The sequence below is a fragment of the Nocardia sp. CWNU-33 genome (assembly GCF_046764895.1).
Classification (GTDB): domain Bacteria; phylum Actinomycetota; class Actinomycetes; order Mycobacteriales; family Mycobacteriaceae; genus Nocardia.
The window spans coordinates 150,006-175,964 of record NZ_JBKOQN010000008.1 but is presented as its reverse complement, the minus strand read 5'-3'; the positions used below and the strand labels follow the sequence as shown (position 1 = coordinate 175,964).

Here is a 25,959-nt window from a genome sequence, read left to right as displayed (position 1 = left end):
CCGGAGCCGAGCGTCAGCGAGGCGCAAGCGTGAGCACTTCCGATTCTGCCGCCCCGGGCGGGCTTGTCGTCGTCACGGTGACTTATTCACCGGGCGAGCACCTCGAGCACTTCATCACCACGCTGGCCGATGCGACCAGCGAGAAGCCACAGGTGATTCTCGCCGACAACGGTTCCGTCGACGGCACGCCAGAACTCGCGGCCGAGGCGAATTCGCACGTCCGACTGCTACGCACCGGCGGCAACATCGGTTACGGCGGTGCGATCAACCGCGCCGTCGCGGAGATCGATCCCGACGTCGAGTTCGTGATCATTGCCAACCCCGACATCCGCTGGGGCACCGATTCCATCGATGAACTGCTCGCCGCCGCCCAGCGCTGGCCGCGCGCGGGCGCGCTCGGCCCGAAGGTGCTCGAACCGGACGGCAGCACCTACCCCTCGGCGCGCTCGGTTCCCGGTCTGCTCGATGGGGCAGGGCACGCGATTCTCGGCACGGTGTGGAAGTCGAATCCCTGGACGCGGCGCTACCGGCAGGAAAACGAGGAGATCTCCGAGCGGGCCGTCGGCTGGCTGTCGGGATCGTGCCTGCTGGTGCGGCGCGCGGCCTTCGATTCCATCGATGGCTTCGACTCCCGCTACTTCATGTACATGGAGGACGTCGACTTCGGTGACCGGATGGGCAAGGCAGGCTGGCACAACGTCTTCGTGCCCTCCGCCGAGGTGACCCATGCCAAGGGGCACGCCGCAGGCCGTCACCCGGAGCTGATGCTGCCCGCACACCACGCGAGCGCGTACCGTTTCCAGGCCGACCGGCATCCGCACTGGTGGCAGGCGCCGCTGCGGCTCGCACTGCGCGCTGGACTTGCGATCCGCTCGCGGATTGCGGTTCGATCTGCGCTGCGTCAACAGGCGCAGAGCTAGCCGCGTCAACCGGTACAGCCGAACAATCCACTGTGAACAGGGGAGCTCGATGGCAGGAAATGCAGGCACCGACGCCGTCATTCTGGTCGGTGGGCAGGGTACGCGGCTGCGTCCGCTGACCCTGTCGGCACCGAAGCCGATGCTGCCGACGGCCGGGCTGCCGTTCCTGACGCATCTGCTCGCCCGCATCGCCGATGCCGGGATCAACCACGTCGTGCTCGGCACCTCCTTCAAGGCGGAGGTGTTCGAGGAGCATTTCGGCGACGGGTCCGAGCTCGGCCTGGAGCTGGAGTACGTCACCGAGACCGAGCCGCTCGGCACCGGAGGCGGCATCCGCAATGTGCTGTCCAAGCTGCGCGCGGACAACATCATGGTGTTCAACGGTGACGTGCTCGGTGGCACCGACCTGGGTGGGATCCTCGACACACATGAGTCGACCAAGGCCGATGTGACGCTGCATCTGGTCCGGGTCGGCGATCCGCGCGCCTTCGGCTGCGTGCCGACCGACGAGAACGGCCGGGTCACCGCCTTCTTGGAGAAGACCCAGGATCCGCCGACCGACCAGATCAATGCGGGCTGTTACGTCTTCCGTCGCGAATACATCGAGAAGATCCCGGCCGGTCGCCCGGTCTCGGTGGAGCGCGAGGTCTTCCCCGCGCTGCTTGCCGAGGGCGCCCGGGTACAGGGTCACGTCGACTCCTCCTACTGGCGTGACATGGGCACACCCGAAGACTTCGTCCGCGGCTCCGCCGACCTGGTGCGTGGTATCGCGCCCTCACCGGCGCTGCCGGGCCAGCGCGGCGAATTCCTGGTCCACGAGGGTGCGGGCGTCGCACCGGGCGCCGTGCTGATCGGTGGCACCGTGGTCGGTCGTGGCGCCGAGGTCGGCGCGGGCGCCCGCCTCGACGGCGCGGTGCTCTTCGACGGAGCACGCATCGAAGCAGGCGCCACCGTCGAGCGCTCGATCATCGGTTTCGGTGCTCGGATCGGCCCCCGCGCCCTGGTCCGTGACGCCGTCATCGGCGACGGAGCGAATGTCGGCGCCCGCTGCGAACTACTACGCGGTGCCCGTGTCTGGCCTGGCGTCGACATCCCCGACGGCGGCATCCGCTTCTCCACCGACGTGTAATGACTCGCCTGCCGTCCTCGACATGTTGTTCGGCGGCGGCAGTTTCGGTCCGGCCGTCGCGCCTCGCGTATCGCATGGTCGGAAAGGACGAAGTATGACTACTCTCGCTCGCCGCATGTCGCAGCTCACCGGTATCACGGCGGTCACCGCCGCGGTTCTCCTCGGAGCCTCGGGTGTCGCCGCCGCCGACGAATGGCCGCCGGTGCCCACCACACCGAGCCCGACGGCACCGTTCGAGACCAAGCATTTCCTCACACCGGGCGACCTCGACTACTGGAACCCGCTCGTTTCCCGTGATCGGCTCACCTCACCGTTCGGGACCAGCACCCGAATCGTATGCAGCGCGTTCCACGGCGTGACCCTCGGCTGCTGGCAGGCAGATCGGGCAGGCAACCCGCACAAGCTGATTCGGCTGCCGTTCAACGTCCCCTCGGTCACCGGCTCCAGCCAGCCCGGCGGCGGACCGAGCCATTTCGTTTACCCCGGACTGAGCTGAGGCGACGGCTAGCTCCGAATCTTCCACAGGTAGCGGGTTTTCGGTCGGCCTGCCCGGCCGTAGTCGGAGCGGCGATCGACCAGACCGTCTTCGGCCAGTTTCTCCAGGTAGCGCCATGCGGTGATGCGGGAGACACCGATGGTGGTCGCGGTGTCGGCGGCGGTGACGCCGTCCGGAGCGTCGCGGACCACCCGGGAGATTTCGTCGAGGGTTTGCGGGGCAACGCCTTTGGGCGCGGTGGCGCGCTGGTCGGAGGTGCGCAAGGCGCTGAGGGCGCGGTCGACATCCTGTTGGGAGACGGCGGTTTCGCCCGCTGGCAGTGCGGTGCGGAACTCGCGGTAGCGTTCGAGTTTGTCGCGAAATGCCGCGAAGGTGAACGGTTTCAGCAGGTAGAGCACGACGCCGTGGGACACAGCAGTGCGGACCATGGCCAGGTCTCGCGCCGAGGTTATCGCGATGACGTCGGGGCGGGGCGCGAGGCCGGTGAGTGCCGCAGCGACGTCGAGGCCGCTGGCGTCGGGCAGGCCGATGTCCATGAGCACCAGGTCGATCGGGGTGCCTTCGGCCGCGTTGTCGGCGGCGGCGCGCATCGCGTCGCGACCGGTGTGCGCGATGCCGACCGGAGTGAAGCCGGGGATGCGTTCGACGTAGGCGCGATGTGCCTCGGCGATCAGTGGTTCGTCCTCGACGATCAGGACCCGGATCATGGTGCGACCTTTCGTGGAATCGTCACGGAGACCGCGCTTTCCGGATCTCGCTCGGTGTAGATCGCGCCGCCGTGCCTGGCGACCAACCGGTGCACCAGCGCCAAGCCGAGCCCTTGATGGTCGGCCTTGGTGGAATAGCCGCGTTCGGCGGCACGGGCGAATGTCTGTGCGGACATGCCGGGTCCGCTGTCCGCGACATGCAGGTACAGCGCTGAATCCTGGTCGGTGGCCGTGTCGTCTGCCAAATCCTGCTGGCGCACAGTCACCTCCACCCAGCCCTCGGCCCCGTCCGCGGCCGCGTCGATGGCGTTGTCGATCAAATTGCCGACCAGCGTCACTGTTTCGTGCGCGGACAGTGGTGCGGTCGAGTCGAGGGCGGTGTCCTCGGTGATGGTCAGTTCGACGCTGCGTTCGGCGGCCTGGTTCACCTTGCCGAGCAGCAGGGCCGCGAGTGCCGGGTCGCCGACCGAGGTGAGCAGCCGATCGATCAGTGCTTGGGACAGTTCGAGTTCGGCGGTCGCGAACTCCACGGCCTCCCGGTAGCGGCCCAACTCCACCATGGTGACGACGGTGTGCAACCGATTGGCCGATTCGTGGGCCTGGGCCCGCAGCGATTCGGCGAATCCGCGCACGGAATCGAGTTCGCCCATCACAGTGCGCAATTCGGTGTGATCACGGATGGTCATCACGGTGCCGATCGGGCGGCCTTCCCAGGCCACCACGTCCTGGTTGACCAGCAGAATCCGATCGGTAGTCACATGCATCTCGTCGCGGACCACGCCCCAGCTCATACGCTGTATCGATAGCGGCAGATCGGTGCGCTGCACCGGGCCGGACGGCAGGTCGAGCAGCTTGCGCGCCTGGTCGTTGACGACCTCCGCGTGCTCGGCGAACGGACCGAACACCACGAGACCTTCGTGGATCGAGTGCAGCACCGCGTCGTGCTGCTCGTACATGGCGCGCAGTTCGTCCGGCGCGAGGCCATGGGTCTGGCGGCGAATCCGCCGGCTGAGCAGGAAGGAACCCGCTGCCGCCACCACCAGTCCCGCGAACGCGACGCCGAGGATTACCGGCAGTTGGGTGGCGACCTGGTCGCCGATGCGGGCCCGGGTCACTCCCGCCGACACCAGCGCGACCACTCGGCCGTCGTCGTAGATCGGTGTCACCGCGCGGATAGATGGCCCGAGGGTGCCCGCATAGGTCTCGGTGAAGGTCTGCCCGGCCAGCGCGCGATCGATATTGCCGCTGAAGGGTTGTCCGATGCGTTCGGGCGTGGTGTGGGTGAACCGGGTGCGGTCCGGCGCCATCACGACGATGAAGTCCATGCCCGTGTCCTTGCGGATCCGCTCGGTCACCGGTTGCAGCAGTGCCGTGGGATCGGGGGAGTGCACCGCGGCGAGGGTGGACGGCGCCTGCGCGACCGCCACCGCGACGTCGGTGACCTCGCGCGTGGTCGTCACATCGCTGTCATGGCGCGCATCGATGACCGCGAGGACCGCTCCGATGCCGATCATCAGCGCGAGCACGACCAGTTGCAGAACGAACGCCTGCCCGGCCAACGAGCGGCGACTGCCTCGTATGCGCTCGGCCGGACGCAGGAGTGCGGACAGACTGCGTCTGGCCGCGCCGGCTAGGCGACCACCTCTCACGAACTGTCCTCCGCTGAACACTGTCTTTCTTGAACGAAATGCACCAAAGCGTGACCGGCATCACTCCGGCCGCCAACATTGTGCACAAGGGGTGGTGACCCACCTCACGCCGGTACCACTGAAGAGGACAGCACTCGCTATGAGCGACACAACGCAACAGCAGCGGCGCGACCGTACCCATTGGCTGTATCTAGCCGTCATCGTCGCCGTCGGAGCGGGAATTCTGGTCGGCTGGTTGGCGCCCGGTGTCGGTCAGTCGATGGCGCCGCTTGGCACCATGTTCGTGAACCTGATCAAGATGATGATCGCACCGGTCATCTTCTGCACCATTGTCCTCGGCATCGGTTCGGTGCGGGCGGCGGCCACCGTCGGCAAGGTAGGCGGCCTCGCCATCGGGTACTTCATGGTGATGTCGACGGTGGCGCTCGGCATCGGGCTCGTGGTCGGCAATCTGCTGGAACCCGGCACCGGCATGAACATCGCCAAGACCGCCAAGCAGGGCGCGAAGCTGGCGGATCAGGCGCACGCCGCGGGCGGTACCTGGGACTTCATCCAGGGCATCATTCCGACGACGCTGATCTCCTCGCTGACCGCGGGCAGCGTGTTGCAGGCGCTGTTCGTCGCGCTGCTGGTCGGATTCGCGGTGCAGGCCATGGGCAGCGCGGGCGAGCCGGTGCTGCGCGGTGTGGCGACGCTGCAGAAGCTGGTGTTCCGAATCCTGTCGATGATCTTGTGGCTGGCCCCGATCGGCGCGTTCGGTGCGATCGCGAACGTCGTCGGCAAGACCGGGCTCGATGCGGTCAAGCAACTCGCGCTGCTGATGATCGCGTTCTACCTGACCTGTCTGGTGTTCATCTTCGGCGTGCTCGGTGTGCTGCTGCGGACGGTGTCCGGTGTCTCGATCTTCAAGCTGGTCCGCTACCTGGCGCGGGAGTATCTGCTGATCGTCGGCACCTCGTCTTCCGAGTCCGCGCTGCCGCGGCTGATCGCGAAAATGGAACACCTCGGTGTCGAGCGCACCACGGTGGGTGTTGTTGTGCCGACCGGATATTCGTTCAACCTGGACGGTACAGCCATCTATCTGACCATGGCCTCGCTGTTCATCGCCGACGCGATGGGCAAGCCACTGGCCATCGGTGAACAGGTCGGCCTGCTGCTGTTCATGATCGTCGCGTCGAAGGGGGCGGCAGGCGTGACCGGCGCCGGACTTGCCACGCTGGCCGGCGGATTGCAGAGCCACCGCCCCGAGCTGCTCGACGGTGTCGGCCTGATCGTCGGTATCGACCGCTTCATGTCCGAGGCCCGCGCTCTCACCAATTTCTCCGGCAACGCGGTCGCGACCCTGCTGGTCGGCACCTGGACCAAGACGGTCGATGTCGATCGAGTTCGCACCGTGCTCGACCGCAAGTTGCCCTTCGACGAGCGGACCATGGTCGACGATGACCGCGATTCGCGGCCGCAGTCCGAGCCCGATACCAAGGACCTGGTCCCGGCCTAGCTGCACGCAGCCGGACGGTCCTGCGCTCGGGCGAGCGCAGGCGAGGGCCGCCTAGCCGCAACCTGAAAACGACAGTGCCCGCAGGATCTGCGGGCACTGTCGTGGTGTGTGGGTCAGGACGCCCACTTCTCCGGGTTGAGGTAGTGCTGGGTGATCGCGGACGCGTGGCCGTGGCCGAAGCCGTGCTCGTTCTGCAGCCAGGTGACGAGTTCCTTGTGCGAGGCCAGGCCCGACTCGCGCATCAGGGACTTCCACTCGTCGATGGTGTGGCCGTACTTGGCCTCGATCGACGGGAAGTAGGACGCGGGGCCGTGCGGCTTGGTCGACATGGTGGTCATCTCCTGCTTGTTCGGACGTTCAGTGGAATAGACGTACCCCCGCTCGCGAATTCATCGGCGAGCGGGGCATGTGGTCTGAATCACGCTACTGCGGCGGCGGATACCGGCTCGGCGACCTTCTTGTTCGACGTGTTGTGCTCGCGGATCAGCAGTCCGCCGGCGAGGGCGACCAGGACGGCGGTGAGGCCGTGGATGCCGAAGGCCGCGGCGGTCGAGCCGTTCCAGCTGAGCACGGTCAGCATGTCGCCGGTCGGGATCAGGGCCAGGACCAGCATCGCGATGCCGAGTGCGAACCGCTGCCGCAGCGCCAGCAGGGCCAGGATCAACACCCCGAAGGCGGTGTCGCGGACGCCCTTCAGATTCATGAACGCGACCGCGTCGCCCTTCGGCCATTCCGGCAGGCCGAATCCGGTGGCGATGGTTTCCGGCGTGATCAGGTAGCTGAGGCCGATGTAGAGGATGAACGCCGCGCCGATGACGGAAAGGGCGGTGGCGATGCGGGAGATGTTCATGGCGATTGCTCCTTGGTGCGCGTTCTCGATGCTCTGTTATCTAGCGTTGCTAGGTGTGAGAGCAACACTAACTGAGCTTCGATAGTTTGTCTAGCGCTGCTAGTATTTCTTCATGACCATCCAGAATCGCAAGGAACGCGAGCGTGCCGAGCGGCACCAGCGGATCATCGACACCGCACGCGAACTCGCCGAGGCGCAGGGCTGGGAGGCGGTGACGGTGCGCCGCCTCGCCGAGCGGATCGAATACAGCCAGCCGGTGCTCTACAGCCATTTCACGGGCAAGGTGGCCATCGTGTCGGCAGTCGCGGAACAGGGGTTTGCGGACCTCGGCGCGACGTTGCACGAGGCGCGCACGGGTGCGTCGAACCCGGCCGCGGCATTGGCGGCGGTCGCGCGGGCCTACCTGGACTTCGCGACCGCCAATCCGGCTCGCTACGACGCGATGTTCGTGCTGACCACCGAGCTGAAGTTCGGTCCGGAAGCGCCGAAGGCGCTGAAGGATTCGTTCGGCGAGATCGAGGCCGCCTACGAACCTTTCGCGGGTGCGAACGATCTACAGGCGGGAACGGAGGTGGCGTGGGCCGCACTGCACGGGGTGGCGACCCTGGATCGCGGCGGACGGCTGCGCCCGGATCTGCGTGAGCAGCGCATCGAGGTCCTGATGAGCCAGTGGACAGCCGGCCTGGAGTGAGTCCGAAGGCGGCAGTGTGTCGTGCCCGGCAGATCAGAGCATCCGAGTGGCGGGCAAGGCAGAGTGGGGGATATGTCTGATGTTGTAGTCGTCGGATCCGGACCGAACGGGCTCGCCGCGGCGGTGATACTGGCGCGGGCCGGGCTCGACGTGGAAGTGCACGAGGCGCAGGACACCGCGGGCGGCGGTTGCCGGACCGCCGAGCTGACCCTGCCCGGCTATCGGCACGACGTGTGCGCCGGTGCGCATCCGATGGCGCTGGCCGCACCGTTCTTCCGTGCGTTCGACTTGCGTGCGCACGGGGTCGAACTCCTGGTACCGCAGGTGTCCTACGCGCATCCGCTCGACGGTGGCATCGCCGGGCTGGCCTGGCGCGACCTCGACCGGACCGTGTACGGCCTCGGCCGGGACGGCGCGGCATGGCGCTCACTGTTCGGACCGCTCGTGGACCATTGGCGCGAGGTGGTCGAACTGGCGATGTCGGATCTGCGCCATCTTCCGGGAGACCTCGCGACCGCGGTGCGCTTCGGCCTGCGCATGATGGAGCAGGGAACGCCGTTGTGGAACATGCGTTTTCGCGAGGCCGCCGCGCCCGCGCTGTTGACCGGTGTTGCCGCGCACGCGATCACCCCACCGCGCGCGTTTCCTGCCGTCGGGGCGGGTCTATTGCTCGGCACCCTCGCACATGCGGGCGGTTGGGTGCTGCCGCGCGGCGGCAGTCAGGCGATTGCGGATGCGATGATCGCCGAACTCGAGCGGCTCGGTGGCCGAGTCGTCACCGGCCATCGCGTGGACTCACTGGCGGAATTCGGCGGCGCTCACGCGATCGTATTGGACACGGCCCCAGCCGAACTGCTGCGCATCGCCGGCCCTCAGCTGCCGGATCGCTACGCCGCGCGCCTGCGCCGCGTCCGCTACGGCGGCGCCGCGTGCAAGGTCGACTTCGCGCTGTCGGGACCGGTGCCATGGCAGGCCGAGGGCTGCGATCTCGCTGGGACTCTGCACCTGGTCGGCACGCGCGTGCAGGCAATGGCCGCCGAAAAGACCGTTGCCGCAGGACAACACGCGGCGCGGCCCTACGTGCTCGCCATCCAGCCCGGTGTCGTCGATGCGAGCCGGGCTCCGGCGGGCGGTCACACCTTCTACACCTACGCGCATGTGCCGAACGGCTCGACCCGCGACATGACGGAGTCGGTGATCAAGCAGGTCGAACGCTTCGCCCCCGGATTCCGCGACTTGATCCTGGCTTCGCATGTCCGCACCGGCGCCGAAATGCCCTCCCACAACGCCAATTACGTCGGCGGTGACATCTCTGCGGGCGCAATGACGTTGCGTCAGACCGCCTTCCGGCCCACCCCGAAATGGAATCCCTACGCAACGCCGCTAGCCGGCGTCTACCTCTGCTCGGCATCGACCCCACCCGGCCCCGGCGTGCACGGGATGAACGGTCTACACGCCGCCCGGCACGTGCTGTGGCAGGAGTTCGGCATCGACACCGACCCGCTCGACCTGCTGCGGACGCCGCAGGTGTCGGCCTAGCGGCTGTGCAGATCTGCGAGCCTGCTCTGCGCGTTGTCGGCCACGGCCGATCGGTTGCACGCTGCCCCACTGCTCGGCAATAGTGTTGCGCCTGACCGCAACCCCGCGCGGCCGTTGGTTGAACGTCGGAGGGCGCTTCGCTCTGCCGGCCTGTGGAGCGCAGCGCCCGAGGCTACGGGGTCATCGGCGGGGCTGGGTGTGGTTGGTCCACTGGTGGCAGTCGAACCAGCGGAGAATTGCGGGGTCAGTGAGGTCGGGGTACCAGCCGGGAGCGATCGCGTTGGGTGGTTGATATCCCGGTCGGCCGCTCGAGCTGGATTTGACGATCACGACGACTATCGCGAGAACGACAAGCAGGATGAGTAAGTGCCAGACGCTGAATGCTCCCATTCGGTCAGTATTCACTGGCCTTCGCTCGGCATCCGAGTCGATCTGTTGAAATCGGTTCGGAACAGACGCTCCGCTCGCGGCGGAGCACAGTGCCGCTGGACACTCCGATAGCGTTGGGGTACAGCATAAGTCGTGATTCGACCGGTGCGGGTCAGCTGGTCGGCGTGCGGTACAGATCCGGCTCGAGGTAGATGATTCGAGCCGTAGGCACGGCGGCGCGGACCCTGGCTTCAGCGGCGTCGATGGCGGCGGCGATCTCTTCGATGTCTAGTCCCGGTGTGATCGCCACCTTGGCGGCGACGAGCATCTCCTCCGGTCCGAGGTACTGCGTCTTCACGTGGATCACCCGATCGATGCGAGTGTCGTCGACCAGGTTCGCGCGGATATCGCGGTCCTCGTCGGGTGTGGCGCCCTCGCCGATGAGCAGGCTCTGCATTTCGATGATCAGCACGATCGCGATGACCCCGAGCAGGATGCCGATGGCCAGCGTGCCGATGCCGTCCCAGATCGGCTCATCGGTGACCATGGTCAGCACCACCGCGGCGAAGGCGAACACCAGGCCGACCAGCGCGCCGCTGTCCTCCAGCAGCACCACGGGCAGTTCCGGGCTGCGCGAGTTGCGGATGAACCGCCACCAGTTCGAATCACCTTTGAGGGGCCTGGACTCGTGGATGGCCGTGCGGAAGCTGAAGCCCTCCAAGGCGATCGCGATACCGAGGATGGCGACCGCGACGATCGGCGAGCTCAGCTCCTCCGGATGCTGGATCTTGTGGATGCCCTCGTAGATGGCATAAACCGAGCCCAACGTGAACAACACGAGGGCCACGATGAAGGAGTAGAAGTAGCGGTTGCGCCCGTACCCGAACGGGTGCAGTTCGTCGGCCTCCTGCTCAGCGCGGCGCTGCCCGACCAGCAACAATCCCTGGTTGGCGGTGTCGGCCACCGAGTGCACGCCTTCAGCAAGCATCGATGCCGAACCCGTGATCGCCGCGCCGATGAACTTCGCCACCGCGATACCCGCGTTCGCCGTCAACGCGGCGATGATCGCCTTCTTGCCACCACCAGCCGACATTCGGTTTGGTCCTCTCTCCGCTTTGTCCGATCTCGGTTAACTTAGCCTGTCAGCCGACCGCGCTCGACCGGCCAACTCGCAAAGCACCCGCCGCGCACAAAATCCTAAGGTCGTGCCGCCCCCAACGAACATCCCCGGGCAACCGAAGTCGCAACATCACCACCGATGCAGCCCCTCTGCACGATGACACCTTCCATGTGCAGTGAGATCGAGCACTAGAGTTCGCGGCCGTCTCGCGCCGGAAGCGCCCAACCGCTCCACCGAAGTCGCGACCATCACCGCCGACCCGGCCCCGCGGCTCGATGGCCCTTTCGAGCAGTCGAGTTCGCGCCCCTGTTCCACAGCACCCCATACGCATCCACGAAGTCGCAAGCTCAGCTACCGACACCCCCACTCGGCACGATGACACCTTCCGAGCGCAGCGAGACCGAGCCCTAGAGTTCGCGGCCCGTCTCGCTTCCGAGCCGTCGAAGCGCATGCGCCGCAGGCGCGAGTCTCGACGGCTCGGAAGCGAGACCAAGGGGGCCGCGAACACGCAGCGCCGCAGGCGCTGCAATCAAACACCCCAAATCAAACACCTCCCACGCTTGCGCAGAACAGTTGGGCGTTGCCTTCCACCGCTTGGGCGCGAATATCGGTGTCGGTAGCGGAGATCCAGGCCGCCGCGCCGCGCTCCAACACCAGTAGTTCGTCGCCGTGCAGCAGGCGGACCGTGCCCGACGTGCAGAGCACGATCCCGGGCCCCGCTGCGGTGAGTGGGACCTGCGCCGAGCCCGCGGTCAGGTCGAAGCGGCGGAGCGCGAATTCCGGTGCTGGGGTCCGGTAGTGGACCGAGCCGTCGCCCACCGGTTCCGGCAGCACCACCGGCAGGTCGATCGGTTCGAAGTCCAGTACCCGCAACAGCTCTGGCACGTCGACATGCTTCGGCGTCAGACCGCCGCGCAGCACATTGTCGGAGTTGGCCATGATTTCGACGCCGAGTCCGCGCAGATACGCGTGCAGATTGCCGGCCGCGAGGAACAGGCCCTGTCCTGGTTCCAGGGTGAGCCGGTTGAGCAGCAGTGCGGCAAGCACTCCGGCATCGCCGGGATAGGCTTCGGCGAGCTCGAGCGCGGTGCGTGCCTCGGGGGCGAACTCGCGCCTGCCCTTGGATGCGGCCGCGCTGCCCGACAGGTACTGCACGCAGCCGTCGAGGACCTGGGGCAGCAGCGTGCTCAACGCGGCGTGCGGCAGCGTGATCCAGGTGGTGAACAGCGTCCGTAGACCGGCCGAATCCGGTTGGGCGGCAAGCAGGTTCGCATAGGGATGCAACCCGGGCACGTCCAGCGCGCGGAACAGCTCGACGGTGCGTAGCGGATCACGGAACCCGGCGAGCGCCTCGAACCGATCCAGCGCGACCACCAGCTCCGGCTTGTGGTTCTCGTCGCGGTAGTTGCGCATCGGCGAGTCGAACGGCACCCGCGCCAGGTTTTCCCGTTCGAACCCGGCCTTGGCCTGCGCCGAACTCGGATGCGCCTGCAGTGACAACGGTTCCTCTGCGGCCAGGATCTTCAGCAGGAACGGCAGTCTGCCACCGAATTCCGGTGCGGCAGGTCCCAATTCCCGATCCGGGTCGGCCGCGACCAGCTCCAGCAGCGACCGCGTGTTGCCGTCGATGCGCACGTGCGCCGGATCGGCGGGATGCGCACCGAACCACAGTTCGGCTTCTGGATGCGCGGACGGTACCGGTCGGCCGCACAACTGAGCGAGTGCGGTGCGTGAACCCCAAGCGTAGGAACGCAGCGCACCAACGAGTTCGTGCACTAGTAGCGTCCCCCGTACTGCCCCTGGGTCTCGGTCGCGCTCCCGCGCGAACCGATCAGCCGTAGATAGGCGGCGGCCATTTCCAGTCTGAGCGCGAGCACCGCGAGCTGTTCGAGCTCGGTGCCGTGCCCGGTGGTGCCGAGGCCGCTGCCACCGAAGCCGGGTTCGTCCTGTCTGGCGGGGGTCGGGACGGACGGGTCGGTGAGCGTGGTGTGCAGCAGGTCGACATCGGCGCGCACCAGATCGGCGTCCACCAAACCGGACCCGGCGGCCCCGAAGACAGCCAGCCGGCGCCGCGCGGCGGATTGGTCGGCATCGGAACTGAGCACGAACACGCGCATGCGCTCCACCGGCACCGGTCCGTCGAGCTCCTCATCGTGGAACATCGGATCGAAATTCGGCGCGGATTGCCCTGCGGCCTCCACCATTCGAGGATTGGCGGCGACGGCCTCGGCCAGGTCCACCGCTGCGGCCACCCGGCCCGCCGACTGCAGCAGCACCTCGGCCCCGTGCTCGGCCAGTTCGGCGGTGGCGGGGGAGTCGCCCGCCAGCACGACACCGCGCTGGTGCATGCGTGCGGCGAGGGTTTTGGCGGGATTGCGGAAGACCTCGTTGTGCGGGCCGTCGCGCAGCGCCTCCGCGTCGAGCACATCGGCGAGCTCGGTCAGATCGGGTACTGCCGCACCCGCGCGCGTCGGGTCCACGATGCGTAGGACGGCCATTCCCGCGGCCAGGAAGCGCAGCAGGCGATTGTGATCGAGCACCTGGACTCTCGGCTCCAACAGGGCCGCCCGGCCGGCCGCAGCGGCGCGCAGCGGTCCCTCGTGCGGAGCCGCGACCACCACCTCGGCGCCGCGGCGCACTGCGCGATCGACGGCATCGATCAGTCGTGGATCGCCCGCGTCGTCACCGGCGACCAGGACCACGTCGAGCGGACCGACCCACGGCGGTAGCGAAGCAACGGGCACGATGGGCAGGCTCGCGCGATCGCCGAGCGCGGCGACCAGCAGCGTGGCGGCGCGTGCGGCACGGCCTGCGCCGGAGACGAGCACGACGCTGCGTGGGCGTAGGTCGGCAAGGCGTATCAGCGTGTCCTCAGCGACAGCTGCGGCGGTGGCGCGCACCTGAGCGCCACCGGAAGCGGCCGAGCGTAGGGCGCCGCCGGCATCGGCTGCCTCGAGCGAAGCAGCATCGTCGAGGTCGAGCACCGGTGTTCCAGCGATCATCGGGCGTCCCACCTCCCCTCATCGCGCTGTGCCATCCACACCGAACCCAGATCGGGCGAATCCAAGGCCTGTGATTCCACTATTCCAGTCAGGAGCGAACGATGCTCAGAATCTCGGTCACGAGTGCGTCTACTTCCTCCGGCGATCGGGCTTCGACGTTCAGCCTGAGCAACGGTTCGGTATTCGACGCGCGAAGATTGAACCAGGCGTGGTCGGGCAGCTGCACGGTCACCCCGTCCAGTCGATCGACCGACACCGTCCGGTTACCGAATGCCTCGACCACGGCCATCGTCCGCTCCTTCGCGTCCGCCACTGTCGAGTTGATCTCTCCGGACGCGGCATATGTTGCATACGACGACATCAGCTCCGAAATCGGCCGATCCTTCTCGCCGAGCGCGGCAAGCACGTGCAGCGCCGCAAGCATCCCGGAATCCGCACCCCAGAAGGCGCGGAAGTAGTAGTGCGCGGAGTGTTCGCCGCCGAAGACCGCTCCGGTGGCGGCCATCTCCTGCTTGATGAACGAGTGGCCGACCCTGGTGCGCACCGGGGTCCCGCCGAGCTCGGTGACCAACTCCGGCACCGCATGCGAGGTGATGAGGTTGTGGATGATGACTGCGCCCGGCTCCTTGGTCAACTCGCGCTCGGCGACCAGGGCGGTGATCGCCGAGGGCGACACCGGGTCGCCGTTCTCGTCGACCACGAAGCAGCGGTCGGCGTCACCGTCGAAGGCGAGGCCGATGTCGGCGCCGGACTTGCGCACCAGATCCTGCAGATCGACCAGGTTTTTCGGATCGAGCGGATTCGCCTCGTGGTTGGGGAACGAGCCGTCCAATTCGAAGTACAGCGGCACGATCTTCAGCTGCGGCAGGGTGCCGAGCACCGCGGGCACGGTATGCCCGCCCATGCCGTTGCCCGCGTCCACCGCGATGGTCAGCGGGCGGATTTCGTCGAGATCGACCAGGCCGCGCAGGTACGCCGCGTAGTCGGCGAGCAGGTCGATCTCGGTGGCGGTGCCGCGTGCGCCATCGTAGGCGGGCACACCCGCGACGATCTCGGACTTGATCGTGGCGAGGCCGGTGTCCTGACCGACCGGCAGTGCCTTCGCGCGGCACATTTTGATGCCGTTGTAGCGGGCCGGGTTGTGGCTGGCGGTGAACATGGCGCCGGGGCAGTCCAGGTTGCCGGAGGCGAAGTACAGCTGGTCGGTGGAGGCGAGGCCGATGTGCACCACATCGAGGCCCTGATCGAGGACGCCGTCGGCGAACGCGGCGGCCAAACTCGGCGACGAGTCCCGCATATCGTGGCCGATGACCACGCGGGTCGCGCTCTCGGTGCGCATCAGCCTGGCGAAGGAAGCCCCTACGTCCCTTACGAATTGCGCGTCGATCTGTTCACCGACCACTCCGCGAACGTCATAAGCCTTGATCACCGCGTTCACGAATTCGGCAGAGCGCGCGACTGTCATGGGAACCACCCTAGTGGTTGCCTGGGACACCCCTGACACGGTCCCGCCTCTTGTCAGCTCGGCGGGTCGGGCAGCACTCGGAGATGACCACGGCGACCGGTGCGGGTGGCTCGCGGCGGCGGTGGGGCGTAGTCGGAATAGCCGCGCTGATCGTGCTCGGGCGGGCGGCGGCGCAGTCCCGCCTCGCGTACCGCCTCGGCCAACGCTGTCAGATCGTCGTCATCCGGTGTGCTGGAAGAGAATCCGCCTTCGTGGCGAACCATTTCCCAGCCCTTCGGGGCGGTGATCCTCGAACCGTGTGTTTCGCATAGATCCCAGGAGTGCGGTTCGGCCACCGTGGCCAGCGGCCCGACGACTGCCGTCGAGTCCGAGTACACATAGGTGAGCGTCGCGACTGCCGGATTCTTGCAGCCTGGTCGGCAGCAACGACGCATGGGGATCACGACGATGAGAGTAACCCGCCACGCCGCCCGATGGAGGCAGACACGCTCAGGTAATAGGTGAGACTTGTCCGGATCGACCGTTAGTGAGTCGCTCGGGGACAACTGATCTCGCGCTAATCGCCCTCCGGGTCGATCAGGTCGGGGTCGACGCCGAGATACGTTGCGATCTGCTGGACGAGGACTTCGCGGAGCAGATCGACCAGATCCTCGGGATCGCCCGCGCGCAGTTCCAGGGGCTTGCGGAACAGCACGACGCGGGCGCGGGTGGCCACTCCGTGCCGATCGACGCCGGCCGGGATGAGCCGCGACAATGGCACCGGTCCGTCGGCCACCACCTCATCCGGCCAGGTGACCGAATCAGGGTGCAGCGGACGGATTTTCGGTACATCGTCGACCGCGATGTCCAGCTTGGTCAGCCGGTCGTGCCAGCGGGTGTCCAGTGGTGCGAACGCCTCCAGTACCAGCCGATCGAACTGTTGGCCGCGCGTTCGCCACGCAGGTACCGTCGGCGGCAGCATCGGCCCGCGCAGCCCACGACCGCGGCGGATCACCGACCGAGCGGTCGGTGGTCGTCGGTTCCGAAAATGCGCCATGAACAAAATCTAGGCCAGCCCGCCGCGAACGTGTGCATCGAGGCAGGCTGGCCTCACGTCTTCTAGCCGATGCCACGCTTCAGGCGGCGCCGCTCGCGTTCGGAGAGGCCGCCCCAGATGCCGAAGCGCTCATCGTGCGCGAGTGCGTATTCCAGGCACTCGTCGCGTACTTCGCAGCCCAGGCAGATCCGCTTCGCTTCGCGGGTCGAGCCGCCCTTCTCGGGGAAGAACGCCTCGGGATCTGTTTGCGCGCACAGGGCGCGCTCCTGCCACTGCTCCTCGATGGATTCGAACATCTCGTCGAAGCCCGTCACGACCAGGCTGAGCCGGGGTGGTGCCGAGACTTCGTTACCCCCCTCATGCTCGATCCGGCCGATATCTGCGCAGACGCCACGTGCTGCGCCTGCTGTGGAATCGGTCGGCGAGACCATTTCGTTGGCCATCGCTCCGCCTCCTCACTGTGTGTTAGCGCAGAATGATTCTTTCCGTCGGACCAACACGCACACCGACGGCCGTACCCCGCGACGTTGTCCCGCGGACATCCCCGAGCTTGTCATTTCGATGCGAACATCTGTTCGAAAAGCTGTCCGCGCCTTGATCTCTCACGCGAACCCGAAATGACATGACTGTGATTAGACACGCCGGACGTGTCGATGGTCAAGCCGCCGTCGCAATTCCGTTACTATCCGCAACCGCATTCCGGATTGATCTTGATGCGCCAAATAGCAAATGAGCAGCAAATATGAGATGAACCGCGGCCGCTCCGGTACCGCATAGGCTGTGCGGATGTGACTCCACAACAAGCGGACACTGCACCTGCCAGCGGGCCTCGGATTGCCGTCCTGGTGGGCGGAGTCGGTGGCGCGCGCTTCCTTCAGGGCGTTCGGGAACTGCTGCCGGAGGCAGACGTTTCCGCGATCGTCAACGTCGGTGACGACGTCTGGATGCATGGCCTTCGCATCTGCCCCGACCTCGATACCTGCATGTACACCCTCGGCGGAGGAATCGACACCGACCGGGGCTGGGGCAGGCTCGGCGAAACCTGGCACGCCAAGGAAGAGCTGGCCAAATATCACGCGCAGCCCGATTGGTTCGGTCTCGGCGATCGGGACATCGCCACACACTTGGTTCGAAGTGAAATGTTGCGCGCCGGGTACCCGCTCTCGGCGGTGACCGAGGCGCTCTGCAATAGGTGGCAGCCGGGTGTGAAACTCATCCCGGCAACGGACGATCGATGCGAAACACACGTGGTTGTGAGCGACCCTGACAACCCTGGCGAACGTCGCGCGATCCATTTTCAAGAGTGGTGGGTTCGCTACCGCGCGGACATCGAGACCCACGGATTCGCCACAATTGGGGCAGATGAGGCGAAGCCTGCGCCAAATGTGACCGAGATCATATCCACTGCGGACGCCGTCTTACTGGCCCCGTCCAACCCGGTGGTGAGCATCGGCGCGATCCTCGCGGTACCGGGTATTCGCGGCGCGTTGCGCACCACGGATGCGAAGGTCATCGGGGTGTCCGGGGTGATCGACGGCAAGCCGTTGCGCGGCATGGCAGACGAGTGCCTTTCGGTGATCGGCGTCGAGACCACGGCCGAGGCGATCGGCCGCTATTACGGCGCCCGCTCCGCCACCGGCATCCTCGACGGCTGGTTGATCCACACCACCGACACCGCCGATGTGCCCGGCGTGGAGGTGCGCAGCGTGCCCTTGTTGATGACCGATCCGCCGACCACCGCAGAAATGGTGCGGGAGGCGCTCGACCTCGCGGGAGTGAAGCCGTGAACGAATACGACCACGCGGCCGCCGAGCTGACGATTCTGCCGATCACCGGACTGCCGGAATTCCGCCCCGGTGACGACGTCGCCGAACACATCGCCGCCTGCGCGCCGTGGCTGGCCGATGGCGATGTGCTCGTGGTGACGAGCAAGATCGTCGCCAAGGCCGAGGGCAGGATCGTGGCGGCCCCGCTCGACCCGCAGGAGCGCGACGCTGCGCGCCGCGAGCTGGTCGACCAAGAGGCCGTGCGAGTGCTCGCGCGCAAGGGCCGCACCCTCATCACCGAGAACAAGCTCGGCATCGTGCAAGCCGCGTCCGGAGTCGACGGATCCAATGTCGAACAGGGCGAATTGGTGCTACTGCCCGCCGATCCCGATGCCAGCGCCAAGGCGTTGCGCACAGCCCTCGCCGAGCGGCTCGGGGTGCAGGTCGCGGTGCTCATCACCGACACCATGGGCCGGGCCTGGCGCAATGGACAGACCGACGCCGCCATCGGCGCCGCAGGACTTCGGGTACTGCACAACTACGCGGGCGCGGTCGACGGGCAGGGCAATGAGCTGCACGTCACGCAGGTCGCGATCGCCGATGAACTCGCGGCCGCCGCGGACCTGGTGAAGGGCAAGCTCGGCGGTGTCCCGGTCGCGGTGGTGCGCGGGCTTCCGGTCACCGACGACGGTTCCACCGCCGCCGACCTGCTGCGCGGCGGCACCGACGACCTGTTCTGGCTCGGCACCGCGGAGGCCATCGAGAAGGGCCGCTCGGAGGCGGTGCTGCTGCGCCGGTCGGTGCGGCAGTTCGCCGACGAACCCGTCGATCCCGAGCGCGTTCGCTCCGCTGTCGCGGTGGCTTTGACCGCGCCGGCGCCCCATCACACCCGCCCGGTGCGTTTTGTGTGGCTGCGCAAACCCGGTCTGCGTAAGCAGCTGCTGGAGGCGATGGCGGAGAAGTGGCGCGAGGACCTCACCGCGGACGGGCTGCTGCCGGAGCGGGTGGAGCGCCGAATTGCCCGCGGCCGCATCCTTTTCGACGCCCCGGAGGTGATCATCCCGTTCTGTGTGCCCGACGGCGCACACGACTATCCGGATGAGCGCCGCCGCGCGAACGAGCGGACCATGTTCACCGTCGCGGTCGGCGCGGCCGTTCAAGGGCTGCTGGTCGCCCTCGCCACCGAGGGGCTCGGCAGCTGCTGGATCGGTTCGACCATCTTCGCGCCGGAGATCACCCGCGACGTCCTCGGCCTCGAGACGGACTGGAACCCCTTGGGCGGCATAGCCATCGGCCATCCGCTGGAGGAATTGACCCCGCGTCCGGTGTACGGCCCTGGCCTCGGCCTGGTCGAACTGTGACCCACGGAGACCTCGCCCCCCTGACCGCGATCCGCGCCTGTCGTGGGTGCCCACTAGGGGTGCGGATCCCGAGCCGGGATGCAGATCGATGAGCACGAGTTCGTTGCATGCTTCGGCGACGGAGCTACTGGAATCGTGGCGCCCGGCATCGGGACCCGATGTCTCCCTGCGGGAGGCGATGCTGGCGTTTCTCGGCTCGGCACCGCGTGGTTGCCTGCGCGAGCACGTCCCCGGTCACATCACAGCGTCGGCGGTCGTGTTTTCGCACGACGAAAGCGAGGTGCTGCTGACCCTGCACCCCCGAGTCGGTCGTTGGATCCAGCTCGGCGGCCACTGCGAGGAATCCGACGACACGGTACCCGCCGCCGCACTGCGGGAGGCAACCGAAGAGTCCGGCCTGACGGATCTATGGCTGGATCCGGAACTGTATGGCGCGCAAGCACATCCGATCACCTGCTCACTCGGCATCCCGACCCGACATCTGGACCTACTGTTCCGGATCGTCGCTCCCGCCGACGCCGTCCCGGTACGCAGCGCCGAATCCACCGACCTGCGCTGGTGGCCGATCAACGCCCTACCTCCGGACAGCGACGTCCTACTGCGCTGAACCCACCCATCGGCGGTAGTCGAATGGTGGCCGCCGAGCACTTCCGCAGCCACCATTTCACTACCCTCGATCGCTATTTCGCCTTTCAGATCGGATGCCTGGGTCGAGAAGGTCCGAGAACGCAACCACAGCCAGTCTCCACGCCGGCAGCCGTGTGCCGTACCCGACTTTCTCTTCCGCAGCCTGTGCAGACAGGCAACGGCGCTGCTCTGTCCCTGCCTTCTTTCCCGCAGCCTGGGTAGGCGCGTCGCTTCCATCGTGACGGCTGGTGCGGTGTCGTTCCCAATTACTTTACAAAAGCGTGGATTTGTCTAGACAAGAGACATGTTGATCTCTAATGTCAATTTAAGTAGTACTGCACATCACATGTGATGTGCCGCTCGAATGGAGAGACAACGATGTCGACAGAAGCCGATACCTCGGGCCGTCAGGTCGAGGCGCCTGCATGGCGTGACCGCAAGCGGTACATGTGGTTGTGGGGGTTGTTCGCGCCGACAGGTCTATTCACCATCGGCTTGCCCTTGGTCTGGGCGTTCAATGAAATCGGCTGGCATCGGCTGGCCCAGGTGCCGTTCTGGCTCGGTCCGGTCCTGGTCTACGTGTTGATTCCGCTGGCCGACATCTTCTTGGGTCCGGACGGCGACAACCCGCCCGACGAGGTGATGGAGTACCTGGAGAACGACAAGTACTACCGCTACCTCACCTACCTGTACCTGCCGTTCCAGTACGCGACGCTGATCATGGCCTGCTACCTGATCACCGCGGATAACGTCAGCTGGCTCGGCATCGACGGCAGTCTGCACATCATCGACAAGATCGGCCTTGCGATCACCGTCGGCATGATCGGCGGCATCGGCATCAACACCGCGCACGAGCTCGGCCACAAGAAGGTCGACCTGGAGCGGTGGCTGTCGCGGATCGCGCTGGCGCAGTCGTTCTACGGGCACTTCTACATCGAGCACAATCGCGGCCACCATGTGCGCGTCGCCACCCCGGAGGATCCGGCGAGTTCCCGTCTGGGCGAATCGTTCTGGGCATTCTGGCCGCGCACTGTGTCGGGCAGCTTCAGCTCCTCGTGGCGGTTGGAGAAGGTGCGCCTCGACCGGCTCGGCAAGAAGCCGTCGAGCCTGCAGAACGAAGTACTCAGCGCCTGGCTGATGTCGGTGACGCTGTACGCGGTGCTGATAGTGGTGTTCGGCATCGGCGTGCTGCCATATCTGATCTTGCAGGCGGTGGTCGGCTTCAGCCTGCTCGAGGCGGTCAATTACCTGGAGCACTACGGTCTGGTGCGCCAGCGCACCACATCCGGACGGTACGAGCGGCCCGCTCCGGTGCACAGCTGGAACAGCGACCACATCGTCACCAATATCTTTCTGTACCACCTGCAGCGGCACAGCGATCACCACGCCTATCCGACGCGGCGCTATCAGACGCTGCGCAGCTGGGACGGCGCGCCCAACCTGCCGAGTGGCTACGCGAGCATGATCCTGCTCGCCTACTTCCCGCCGCTGTGGCGTCGGGTGATGGACAAGCGGGTGCTCGCACACTACGGCGGCGACGTCACCCGCGCGAACATCCATCCGGCGAAGCGGGACAAGGTGATCGCCCGCTATGGCGTCGGCTCGACGGCCGCGGGTACGGGTGCGGAGGCGGCTGGGCTATGAGCGCGTTTCGCTGCCCCGTCTGCGATTACGTCTACGACGAGGCGAAAGGTGCACCGCACGAGGGATTCCCGGCGGGCACGGCGTGGGACAAGGTGCCCGACGACTGGTGCTGCCCGGACTGTGGGGTGCGGGAAAAGATCGACTTCGAATTGATGGGAGCTGCCTCATGACCGAATACAAGCTGTTCCAATGCATCCAGTGCGGTTTCGAATACGACGAGGCCAAGGGCTGGCCCGAGGACGGCATCGAGCCGGGCACCCGCTGGGACGACATCCCCGACGACTGGACCTGTCCGGACTGTGGCGCGGCGAAGGCCGACTTCTACATGGTCGAGATCGAGCGGTCGTGAGATTTTGACTGCGGCATATCGCCGTGACAATGTCGCGGGTATGCCGCGCACAGGACCGAGGGTTCCGTATCAGGAGGCGGCGCGGGAACTCCTGCGCACATCGGTTCTGGACGCGATGCGGGAACTGCTCACCGAACGGGACTGGTCGAAGATCACCCTCGGCGATGTGGCGGCACGGGCCGGGGTGAGCAGGCAGACCCTGTACAACGAATTCGGATCGCGGTCGGGTCTCGCACAGTCCTACGCGCTGCGCCTGGCCGACGATCTGGTCGATCACGTCCGTTCGGCGATCGACGGCAATGTCGGTGATGTCAGGTCCGCTTTCCGTGAGGGGCTCGGGGGCTTCTTCCTCGAAGCCGCCGCCGATCCGCTGGTGCAGTCACTGCTCGCAGGCGAGGTGAAGCTGGACCTGTTGCGACTCATCACCCTCGACGCCGGACCGTTGCTCGAGCATGCCACCGAACGGCTCGCTGTCGCGTTCCAGCACAGCTGGGTGGCCGCGACGGCGGCGGAGTCGACGGTTCTGGCACACGCGCTGGTGCGCATCGCCCTGAGCTACATCCCGACACCGCCCGCGCCGGGGCGGAATGCGCCCGCCGATCTGAGTGATTTGCTGAGTCCGTACGTCGAGGCAATTCTGGCGGCACGCGAGCGGAGTTAGCGCAGCCGCGGGAACCGACGGCGGTTTGCCGGAAAGGTGCGGTGGCTGATCTCGCCTGGCAATGCCCTTAGAAACCGACTGTTAGGCATGTAACTGCCAACATCTTTCGATGCCTTCCCGGTGTGGAAGGTTCGATAAGTCTGTATGTATTGTCAAGCGTCCGAGTTGGGGTACTTACTTAGGTGGTCAAACGTGCATTCGGTTGGCAAACCGACGGGGTCGCCAGACCCCAAACGCCATCTGTGGATTCTGGGCTTGATCGCTCCGTCCAGCGCACTGTTGCCATCACAACTGGTCTTGCACACCGGCGTCGTCGCTTTCTGGTGGGTGGGCCCGATCATCGTGCTGATCGTCATTCCGGTATTGGACTGGGTGATCGGCGACGACGGCAACAACCCGCGCGACGAGGACTACGAGCTGCTGTCCAACGATCGCTACTACCGTTGGTGCACTTACCTATTCCTGCCGATCCAGCTGATCGGACTCGGCATCGCCAGCTACATGTGGGCGGGTGACCAGCTCAGCTTCGTCGACAAGCTCGGGCTCGCGGCCACTTTGGGATTCGTCAGCGGCATCGGCATCAACGCGGCGCACGAACTCGGGCATCGGGTCGAGCACCTGGAGCGCTGGCTCGCCAAGATCGCGCTGGCCCAGTCGGGCTACGGCCATTTCTTCGTCGAGCACAACCGTGGACATCACGCCAGGGTGGCGACTCCGGAGGATCCGGCCAGCGCCAGAATGGGCGAGTCGCTCTGGGAGTTCTTGCCGCGCACCGTTTCCGGCGGGTTCCGTTCGGCGATCGCACTGGAACGCGAGCGCTTGACGCGCAAGGGCCACCGCTGGTGGAGCGTGCACAACCACATCCTGCAGGCGTGGTCGATGAGCCTTGCGCTGTTCGGTCTGCTGCTCGGCCTGTTCGGCTGGCGGGCGCTGCCCTGGCTGCTGCTGCAGGCCGTGATCGGAATCGCCCTGTTGGAGACGGTGAACTACGTCGAGCACTACGGGCTGCTGCGCGGGCGCAGGCCCAACGGGCTCTACGCGCGATGCTCCCCGCGCGACAGCTGGAACAGCGACCGGCTCGTCACCAACATTTTCCTGTTCCATCTGCAACGCCACAGCGACCATCACGCCAATCCCGGCCGTCGCTACCAGACCTTGCGTAGCTCGGTGCAGGCGCCGCAATTGCCTGCCGGATACGCCACGATGATCGTGTTCGCGACGATTCCGCCGCTGTGGCGCGCTGTGATGGATCACCGGGTGCTCGCCCACTACGACGGTGACATCACCCTGGCGAACATTCAGCCACGCAAGCGCCGCCGTATTCTGTCGTCCTACGGGGTGACCGCATAATGGACGCTGCCGGACGAAGTCCGACCTTCGCCCGCGCAGTGGGGAGCGAAGGCGAGGCAGCCGCATAGTCCAGGGGCTGATTCAGCGACTAGCCTTGCCTCGGTACTGACGAACCAGGAGAGGCTGATAGAGGCAGATGACGACCTCAGAACTTCCCGCACGCACGTCCCTGACCGCCGATGTCCGCAACGGCATCGATTACAAGGTGGCCGACCTGTCGCTGGCCGAGTTCGGCCGCAAGGAAATCCTCCTCGCCGAGCACGAAATGCCCGGCCTGATGGCGCTGCGCCGCGAATACGCGGAGGTGCTGCCGCTGAAGGGTGCGCGGATCTCCGGTTCGCTGCACATGACGATCCAGACCGCAGTGCTGATCGAAACCCTCGTGAGTCTCGGCGCCGAGGTGCGCTGGGCCTCCTGCAACATCTTCTCCACCCAGGACCATGCCGCCGCGGCCATCGTCGTCGGTCCGAACGGCACCGTCGAGGAGCCCAAGGGCACGCCGGTCTTCGCCTGGAAGGGCGAAACACTGGAGGAGTACTGGTGGGCCGCCGAGCAGATGCTCACCTGGCCGGGTGAGCCCGCCAACATGATCCTCGACGACGGTGGCGACGCCACCATGCTCGTGCTGCGCGGTGCGCAGTTCGAGAAGGCCGGCGTGGTGCCGCCCGCGGACGAGGACCACTCGGCCGAGTACACGGTCTTCCTGAACCTGCTGCGCGAGCGCTTCGAGACCGACAAGACCAAGTGGGGCAAAATCGCCGACTCGGTGCAGGGTGTCACCGAGGAGACCACCACCGGCGTGCTGCGGCTCTACCAGTTCGCCGCCGCAGGTGAGCTGGTGTTCCCGGCCATCAATGTCAACGACTCGGTCACCAAGTCGAAGTTCGACAACAAGTACGGCACCCGGCACTCGCTGATCGACGGCATCAACCGCGGCACCGATGTGCTCATCGGCGGCAAGAAGGTTTTGATCTGCGGCTACGGCGATGTCGGCAAGGGCTGCGCAGAATCGCTTGCCGGACAGGGCGCTCGGGTGCAGGTCACCGAGATCGATCCGATCAACGCGCTGCAGGCGCTGATGGACGGCTACGACGTCGTCACCGTCGAGCAGGCGATCGGCAACGCCGACATCGTCATCACCTCGACCGGCAACAAGGACATCATCACCCTCGATCACATGAAGGCGATGAAGGACCAGGCCATCCTCGGCAATATCGGTCACTTCGACAACGAGATCGACATGGCGGCGCTGGAGCGTTCCGGCGCAACGCGTTTGAACATCAAGCCGCAGGTCGACCTGTGGACGTTCAAGGAGTCCGGCAAGGCGATCATCGTGCTGTCGGAGGGCCGCCTGCTGAACCTGGGCAACGCCACCGGCCACCCCTCGTTCGTCATGTCCAACAGCTTCTCCAACCAGGTGATCGCGCAGATCGAACTGTGGACCAAGCCGGACGAGTACGACAACGAGGTCTACCGGCTGCCCAAGCACCTGGATGAGAAGGTCGCCAAGATCCACGTCGAGGCGCTCGGCGGCACGCTGACCAAGCTCACCAAGGATCAGGCCGAGTACATCGGCGTCGACGTCGAAGGCCCGTACAAGCCGGAGCACTATCGGTACTGACGCCTCGTCGGCACCGAGTACGCGCGGTGAAGAACATGTGTCCCGCCGGCCCCTGCGGTCGGCGGGACACTGTCGTTCGGTGCCGAACACGGCGCATGTAGCCTCCTGA

At 66.3% G+C, this 25,959-nt stretch carries 27 protein-coding genes; 15 read left to right on the top strand and 12 right to left on the bottom strand.

Annotated elements, in window-relative coordinates; genetic code table 11:
• Positions 1 to 29 precede the first annotated feature (29 nt).
• The 3 genes from ACLMAL_RS13485 (at position 30) to ACLMAL_RS13475 (ending at position 2,545) form a co-directional block, all read left to right on the top strand.
• A complete protein-coding gene (locus ACLMAL_RS13485; protein ID WP_406232585.1) occupies positions 30 to 920 on the top strand; it encodes a glycosyltransferase family 2 protein in 891 nt (296 codons plus the stop codon).
• Positions 921 to 969: 49 nt separating this feature from the next.
• On the top strand, positions 970 to 2,049 hold the full coding sequence (locus ACLMAL_RS13480) for an NDP-sugar synthase (protein WP_328405408.1): 1,080 nt from the start codon (positions 970 to 972) through the stop codon (positions 2,047 to 2,049).
• Positions 2,050 to 2,143: 94 nt separating this feature from the next.
• Positions 2,144 to 2,545: a hypothetical protein gene (locus ACLMAL_RS13475; protein WP_411999371.1), complete on the top strand. Its 402-nt coding sequence runs from the start codon at positions 2,144 to 2,146 to the stop codon at positions 2,543 to 2,545.
• Between the two features lie 8 nt (positions 2,546 to 2,553).
• Here ACLMAL_RS13475 and ACLMAL_RS13470 read toward each other — a convergent pair whose 3' ends face one another.
• A complete protein-coding gene (locus ACLMAL_RS13470) occupies positions 2,554 to 3,252 on the bottom strand; it encodes a response regulator (RefSeq protein WP_328405404.1) in 699 nt (232 codons plus the stop codon).
• Positions 3,249 to 4,766, bottom strand: a complete 1,518-nt coding sequence (locus ACLMAL_RS13465) for an ATP-binding protein (RefSeq protein WP_411999479.1) — start codon at positions 4,764 to 4,766, stop codon at positions 3,249 to 3,251. Before ACLMAL_RS13465 ends, ACLMAL_RS13470 begins: the two co-directional genes overlap by 4 nt.
• Before the next feature lie 274 nt (positions 4,767 to 5,040).
• On the opposite strand from ACLMAL_RS13465, the gene ACLMAL_RS13460 reads away from it, so the two are divergent.
• Positions 5,041 to 6,399, top strand: a complete 1,359-nt coding sequence (locus ACLMAL_RS13460; RefSeq protein ID WP_411999370.1) for a cation:dicarboxylate symporter family transporter — start codon at positions 5,041 to 5,043, stop codon at positions 6,397 to 6,399.
• Positions 6,400 to 6,512: 113 nt separating this feature from the next.
• On the opposite strand, the gene ACLMAL_RS13455 is transcribed toward ACLMAL_RS13460, so the two are convergent.
• Entirely contained in the window at positions 6,513 to 6,728 is a 216-nt protein-coding gene (locus ACLMAL_RS13455) for a DUF4287 domain-containing protein (RefSeq protein WP_411999369.1), read from the bottom strand.
• 89 nt (positions 6,729 to 6,817) lie between these two features.
• Positions 6,818 to 7,249, bottom strand: a complete 432-nt coding sequence (locus ACLMAL_RS13450) for a DUF4267 domain-containing protein (RefSeq protein WP_411999368.1) — start codon at positions 7,247 to 7,249, stop codon at positions 6,818 to 6,820.
• A gap of 112 nt (positions 7,250 to 7,361) precedes the next feature.
• Between ACLMAL_RS13450 and ACLMAL_RS13445 the strand changes: the two genes are divergently transcribed.
• Together ACLMAL_RS13445 and ACLMAL_RS13440 are read left to right on the top strand one after the other, a co-directional pair.
• Positions 7,362 to 7,940, top strand: a complete 579-nt coding sequence (locus ACLMAL_RS13445; protein WP_411999367.1) for a TetR/AcrR family transcriptional regulator — start codon at positions 7,362 to 7,364, stop codon at positions 7,938 to 7,940.
• A 72-nt stretch (positions 7,941 to 8,012) separates the two neighbouring features.
• Complete coding sequence (locus tag ACLMAL_RS13440) at positions 8,013 to 9,479, top strand: phytoene desaturase family protein (protein WP_411999366.1); 1,467 nt, start codon at positions 8,013 to 8,015, stop codon at positions 9,477 to 9,479.
• Positions 9,480 to 9,659: 180 nt separating this feature from the next.
• On the opposite strand, the gene ACLMAL_RS13435 is transcribed toward ACLMAL_RS13440, so the two are convergent.
• The 8 genes from ACLMAL_RS13435 to ACLMAL_RS13400 all read right to left on the bottom strand — a co-directional run bounded on the left by ACLMAL_RS13435 (position 9,660) and on the right by ACLMAL_RS13400 (position 16,767).
• The gene (locus ACLMAL_RS13435; RefSeq protein WP_411999365.1) at positions 9,660 to 9,869 is read right to left on the bottom strand and encodes a DUF2510 domain-containing protein; all 210 of its coding nucleotides are present in this window, start codon (positions 9,867 to 9,869) and stop codon (positions 9,660 to 9,662) included.
• Positions 9,870 to 10,020: 151 nt separating this feature from the next.
• The gene (locus ACLMAL_RS13430; RefSeq protein ID WP_411999364.1) at positions 10,021 to 10,941 is read right to left on the bottom strand and encodes a cation diffusion facilitator family transporter; all 921 of its coding nucleotides are present in this window, start codon (positions 10,939 to 10,941) and stop codon (positions 10,021 to 10,023) included.
• A 570-nt stretch (positions 10,942 to 11,511) separates the two neighbouring features.
• A complete protein-coding gene (gene manA, locus ACLMAL_RS13425) occupies positions 11,512 to 12,744 on the bottom strand; it encodes a mannose-6-phosphate isomerase, class I (RefSeq protein WP_411999363.1) in 1,233 nt (410 codons plus the stop codon).
• Positions 12,744 to 13,970: a tobH protein gene (locus tag ACLMAL_RS13420; RefSeq protein WP_411999362.1), complete on the bottom strand. Its 1,227-nt coding sequence runs from the start codon at positions 13,968 to 13,970 to the stop codon at positions 12,744 to 12,746. Before ACLMAL_RS13420 ends, manA begins: the two co-directional genes overlap by 1 nt.
• A gap of 88 nt (positions 13,971 to 14,058) precedes the next feature.
• Positions 14,059 to 15,435 (bottom strand): phosphomannomutase/phosphoglucomutase, encoded by a 1,377-nt coding sequence (locus ACLMAL_RS13415; RefSeq protein WP_411999361.1) that lies wholly within the window; start codon positions 15,433 to 15,435, stop codon positions 14,059 to 14,061.
• Between the two features lie 53 nt (positions 15,436 to 15,488).
• Positions 15,489 to 15,869, bottom strand: coding sequence for a DUF3499 domain-containing protein (locus ACLMAL_RS13410; protein WP_328413358.1), 381 nt, complete (start codon positions 15,867 to 15,869; stop codon positions 15,489 to 15,491).
• 122 nt (positions 15,870 to 15,991) lie between these two features.
• Positions 15,992 to 16,471: a metallopeptidase family protein gene (locus tag ACLMAL_RS13405; protein WP_328405384.1), complete on the bottom strand. Its 480-nt coding sequence runs from the start codon at positions 16,469 to 16,471 to the stop codon at positions 15,992 to 15,994.
• A 62-nt stretch (positions 16,472 to 16,533) separates the two neighbouring features.
• Complete coding sequence (locus tag ACLMAL_RS13400) at positions 16,534 to 16,767, bottom strand: WhiB family transcriptional regulator (protein WP_040709504.1); 234 nt, start codon at positions 16,765 to 16,767, stop codon at positions 16,534 to 16,536.
• Between the two features lie 492 nt (positions 16,768 to 17,259).
• Between ACLMAL_RS13400 and cofD the strand changes: the two genes are divergently transcribed.
• The 9 genes from cofD to ahcY all read left to right on the top strand — a co-directional run bounded on the left by cofD (position 17,260) and on the right by ahcY (position 25,850).
• Positions 17,260 to 18,258, top strand: a complete 999-nt coding sequence (cofD, locus tag ACLMAL_RS13395) for a 2-phospho-L-lactate transferase (protein ID WP_328405382.1) — start codon at positions 17,260 to 17,262, stop codon at positions 18,256 to 18,258.
• Complete coding sequence (locus tag ACLMAL_RS13390) at positions 18,255 to 19,598, top strand: coenzyme F420-0:L-glutamate ligase (RefSeq protein ID WP_411999360.1); 1,344 nt, start codon at positions 18,255 to 18,257, stop codon at positions 19,596 to 19,598. The genes cofD and ACLMAL_RS13390 overlap by 4 nt, the downstream gene beginning before the upstream one ends.
• An 88-nt stretch (positions 19,599 to 19,686) precedes the next feature.
• On the top strand, positions 19,687 to 20,205 hold the full coding sequence (locus ACLMAL_RS13385) for an NUDIX hydrolase (RefSeq protein WP_411999359.1): 519 nt from the start codon (positions 19,687 to 19,689) through the stop codon (positions 20,203 to 20,205).
• Positions 20,206 to 20,603: 398 nt separating this feature from the next.
• Entirely contained in the window at positions 20,604 to 21,869 is a 1,266-nt protein-coding gene (locus ACLMAL_RS13380; RefSeq protein WP_411999358.1) for an alkane 1-monooxygenase, read from the top strand.
• Positions 21,866 to 22,039, top strand: coding sequence for a rubredoxin (locus tag ACLMAL_RS13375; protein WP_328405374.1), 174 nt, complete (start codon positions 21,866 to 21,868; stop codon positions 22,037 to 22,039). Before ACLMAL_RS13380 ends, ACLMAL_RS13375 begins: the two co-directional genes overlap by 4 nt.
• On the top strand, positions 22,036 to 22,218 hold the full coding sequence (locus tag ACLMAL_RS13370) for a rubredoxin (protein WP_063047281.1): 183 nt from the start codon (positions 22,036 to 22,038) through the stop codon (positions 22,216 to 22,218). The genes ACLMAL_RS13375 and ACLMAL_RS13370 overlap by 4 nt, the downstream gene beginning before the upstream one ends.
• A 40-nt stretch (positions 22,219 to 22,258) precedes the next feature.
• Positions 22,259 to 22,879, top strand: a complete 621-nt coding sequence (locus ACLMAL_RS13365; RefSeq protein WP_328405369.1) for a TetR/AcrR family transcriptional regulator — start codon at positions 22,259 to 22,261, stop codon at positions 22,877 to 22,879.
• 246 nt (positions 22,880 to 23,125) lie between these two features.
• The gene (locus tag ACLMAL_RS13360; protein WP_411999478.1) at positions 23,126 to 24,229 is read left to right on the top strand and encodes an alkane 1-monooxygenase; all 1,104 of its coding nucleotides are present in this window, start codon (positions 23,126 to 23,128) and stop codon (positions 24,227 to 24,229) included.
• A gap of 136 nt (positions 24,230 to 24,365) precedes the next feature.
• The gene (ahcY, locus tag ACLMAL_RS13355; RefSeq protein WP_328405367.1) at positions 24,366 to 25,850 is read left to right on the top strand and encodes an adenosylhomocysteinase; all 1,485 of its coding nucleotides are present in this window, start codon (positions 24,366 to 24,368) and stop codon (positions 25,848 to 25,850) included.
• Positions 25,851 to 25,959: the final 109 nt, after the last annotated feature.

What these genes read in the sequence shown, in the direction of transcription:
- ACLMAL_RS13375 (WP_328405374.1), top strand. Translation starts at nt 21,866, where the DNA reads ATGAGCGCGTTTCGCTGCCCCGTCTGCGATTACGTCTACGACGAGGCG.
- ACLMAL_RS13430 (WP_411999364.1), bottom strand. Translation starts at nt 10,941, where the DNA reads ATGTCGGCTGGTGGTGGCAAGAAGGCGATCATCGCCGCGTTGACGGCG.
- ahcY (WP_328405367.1), top strand. Translation starts at nt 24,366, where the DNA reads ATGACGACCTCAGAACTTCCCGCACGCACGTCCCTGACCGCCGATGTC.
- ACLMAL_RS13475 (WP_411999371.1), top strand. Translation starts at nt 2,144, where the DNA reads ATGACTACTCTCGCTCGCCGCATGTCGCAGCTCACCGGTATCACGGCG.
- ACLMAL_RS13370 (WP_063047281.1), top strand. Translation starts at nt 22,036, where the DNA reads ATGACCGAATACAAGCTGTTCCAATGCATCCAGTGCGGTTTCGAATAC.
- ACLMAL_RS13385 (WP_411999359.1), top strand. Translation starts at nt 19,687, where the DNA reads ATGAGCACGAGTTCGTTGCATGCTTCGGCGACGGAGCTACTGGAATCG.
- ACLMAL_RS13405 (WP_328405384.1), bottom strand. Translation starts at nt 16,471, where the DNA reads ATGGCGCATTTTCGGAACCGACGACCACCGACCGCTCGGTCGGTGATC.
- ACLMAL_RS13470 (WP_328405404.1), bottom strand. Translation starts at nt 3,252, where the DNA reads ATGATCCGGGTCCTGATCGTCGAGGACGAACCACTGATCGCCGAGGCA.
- ACLMAL_RS13450 (WP_411999368.1), bottom strand. Translation starts at nt 7,249, where the DNA reads ATGAACATCTCCCGCATCGCCACCGCCCTTTCCGTCATCGGCGCGGCG.
- ACLMAL_RS13445 (WP_411999367.1), top strand. Translation starts at nt 7,362, where the DNA reads ATGACCATCCAGAATCGCAAGGAACGCGAGCGTGCCGAGCGGCACCAG.
- ACLMAL_RS13410 (WP_328413358.1), bottom strand. Translation starts at nt 15,869, where the DNA reads ATGCGTCGTTGCTGCCGACCAGGCTGCAAGAATCCGGCAGTCGCGACG.
- ACLMAL_RS13365 (WP_328405369.1), top strand. Translation starts at nt 22,259, where the DNA reads ATGCCGCGCACAGGACCGAGGGTTCCGTATCAGGAGGCGGCGCGGGAA.
- ACLMAL_RS13465 (WP_411999479.1), bottom strand. Translation starts at nt 4,766, where the DNA reads ATGATCGGCATCGGAGCGGTCCTCGCGGTCATCGATGCGCGCCATGAC.
- ACLMAL_RS13480 (WP_328405408.1), top strand. Translation starts at nt 970, where the DNA reads ATGGCAGGAAATGCAGGCACCGACGCCGTCATTCTGGTCGGTGGGCAG.
- ACLMAL_RS13460 (WP_411999370.1), top strand. Translation starts at nt 5,041, where the DNA reads ATGAGCGACACAACGCAACAGCAGCGGCGCGACCGTACCCATTGGCTG.
- ACLMAL_RS13400 (WP_040709504.1), bottom strand. Translation starts at nt 16,767, where the DNA reads ATGTTCGAATCCATCGAGGAGCAGTGGCAGGAGCGCGCCCTGTGCGCG.
- ACLMAL_RS13380 (WP_411999358.1), top strand. Translation starts at nt 20,604, where the DNA reads ATGTCGACAGAAGCCGATACCTCGGGCCGTCAGGTCGAGGCGCCTGCA.
- ACLMAL_RS13440 (WP_411999366.1), top strand. Translation starts at nt 8,013, where the DNA reads ATGTCTGATGTTGTAGTCGTCGGATCCGGACCGAACGGGCTCGCCGCG.
- ACLMAL_RS13435 (WP_411999365.1), bottom strand. Translation starts at nt 9,869, where the DNA reads ATGGGAGCATTCAGCGTCTGGCACTTACTCATCCTGCTTGTCGTTCTC.
- ACLMAL_RS13415 (WP_411999361.1), bottom strand. Translation starts at nt 15,435, where the DNA reads ATGACAGTCGCGCGCTCTGCCGAATTCGTGAACGCGGTGATCAAGGCT.
- ACLMAL_RS13455 (WP_411999369.1), bottom strand. Translation starts at nt 6,728, where the DNA reads ATGTCGACCAAGCCGCACGGCCCCGCGTCCTACTTCCCGTCGATCGAG.
- ACLMAL_RS13420 (WP_411999362.1), bottom strand. Translation starts at nt 13,970, where the DNA reads ATGATCGCTGGAACACCGGTGCTCGACCTCGACGATGCTGCTTCGCTC.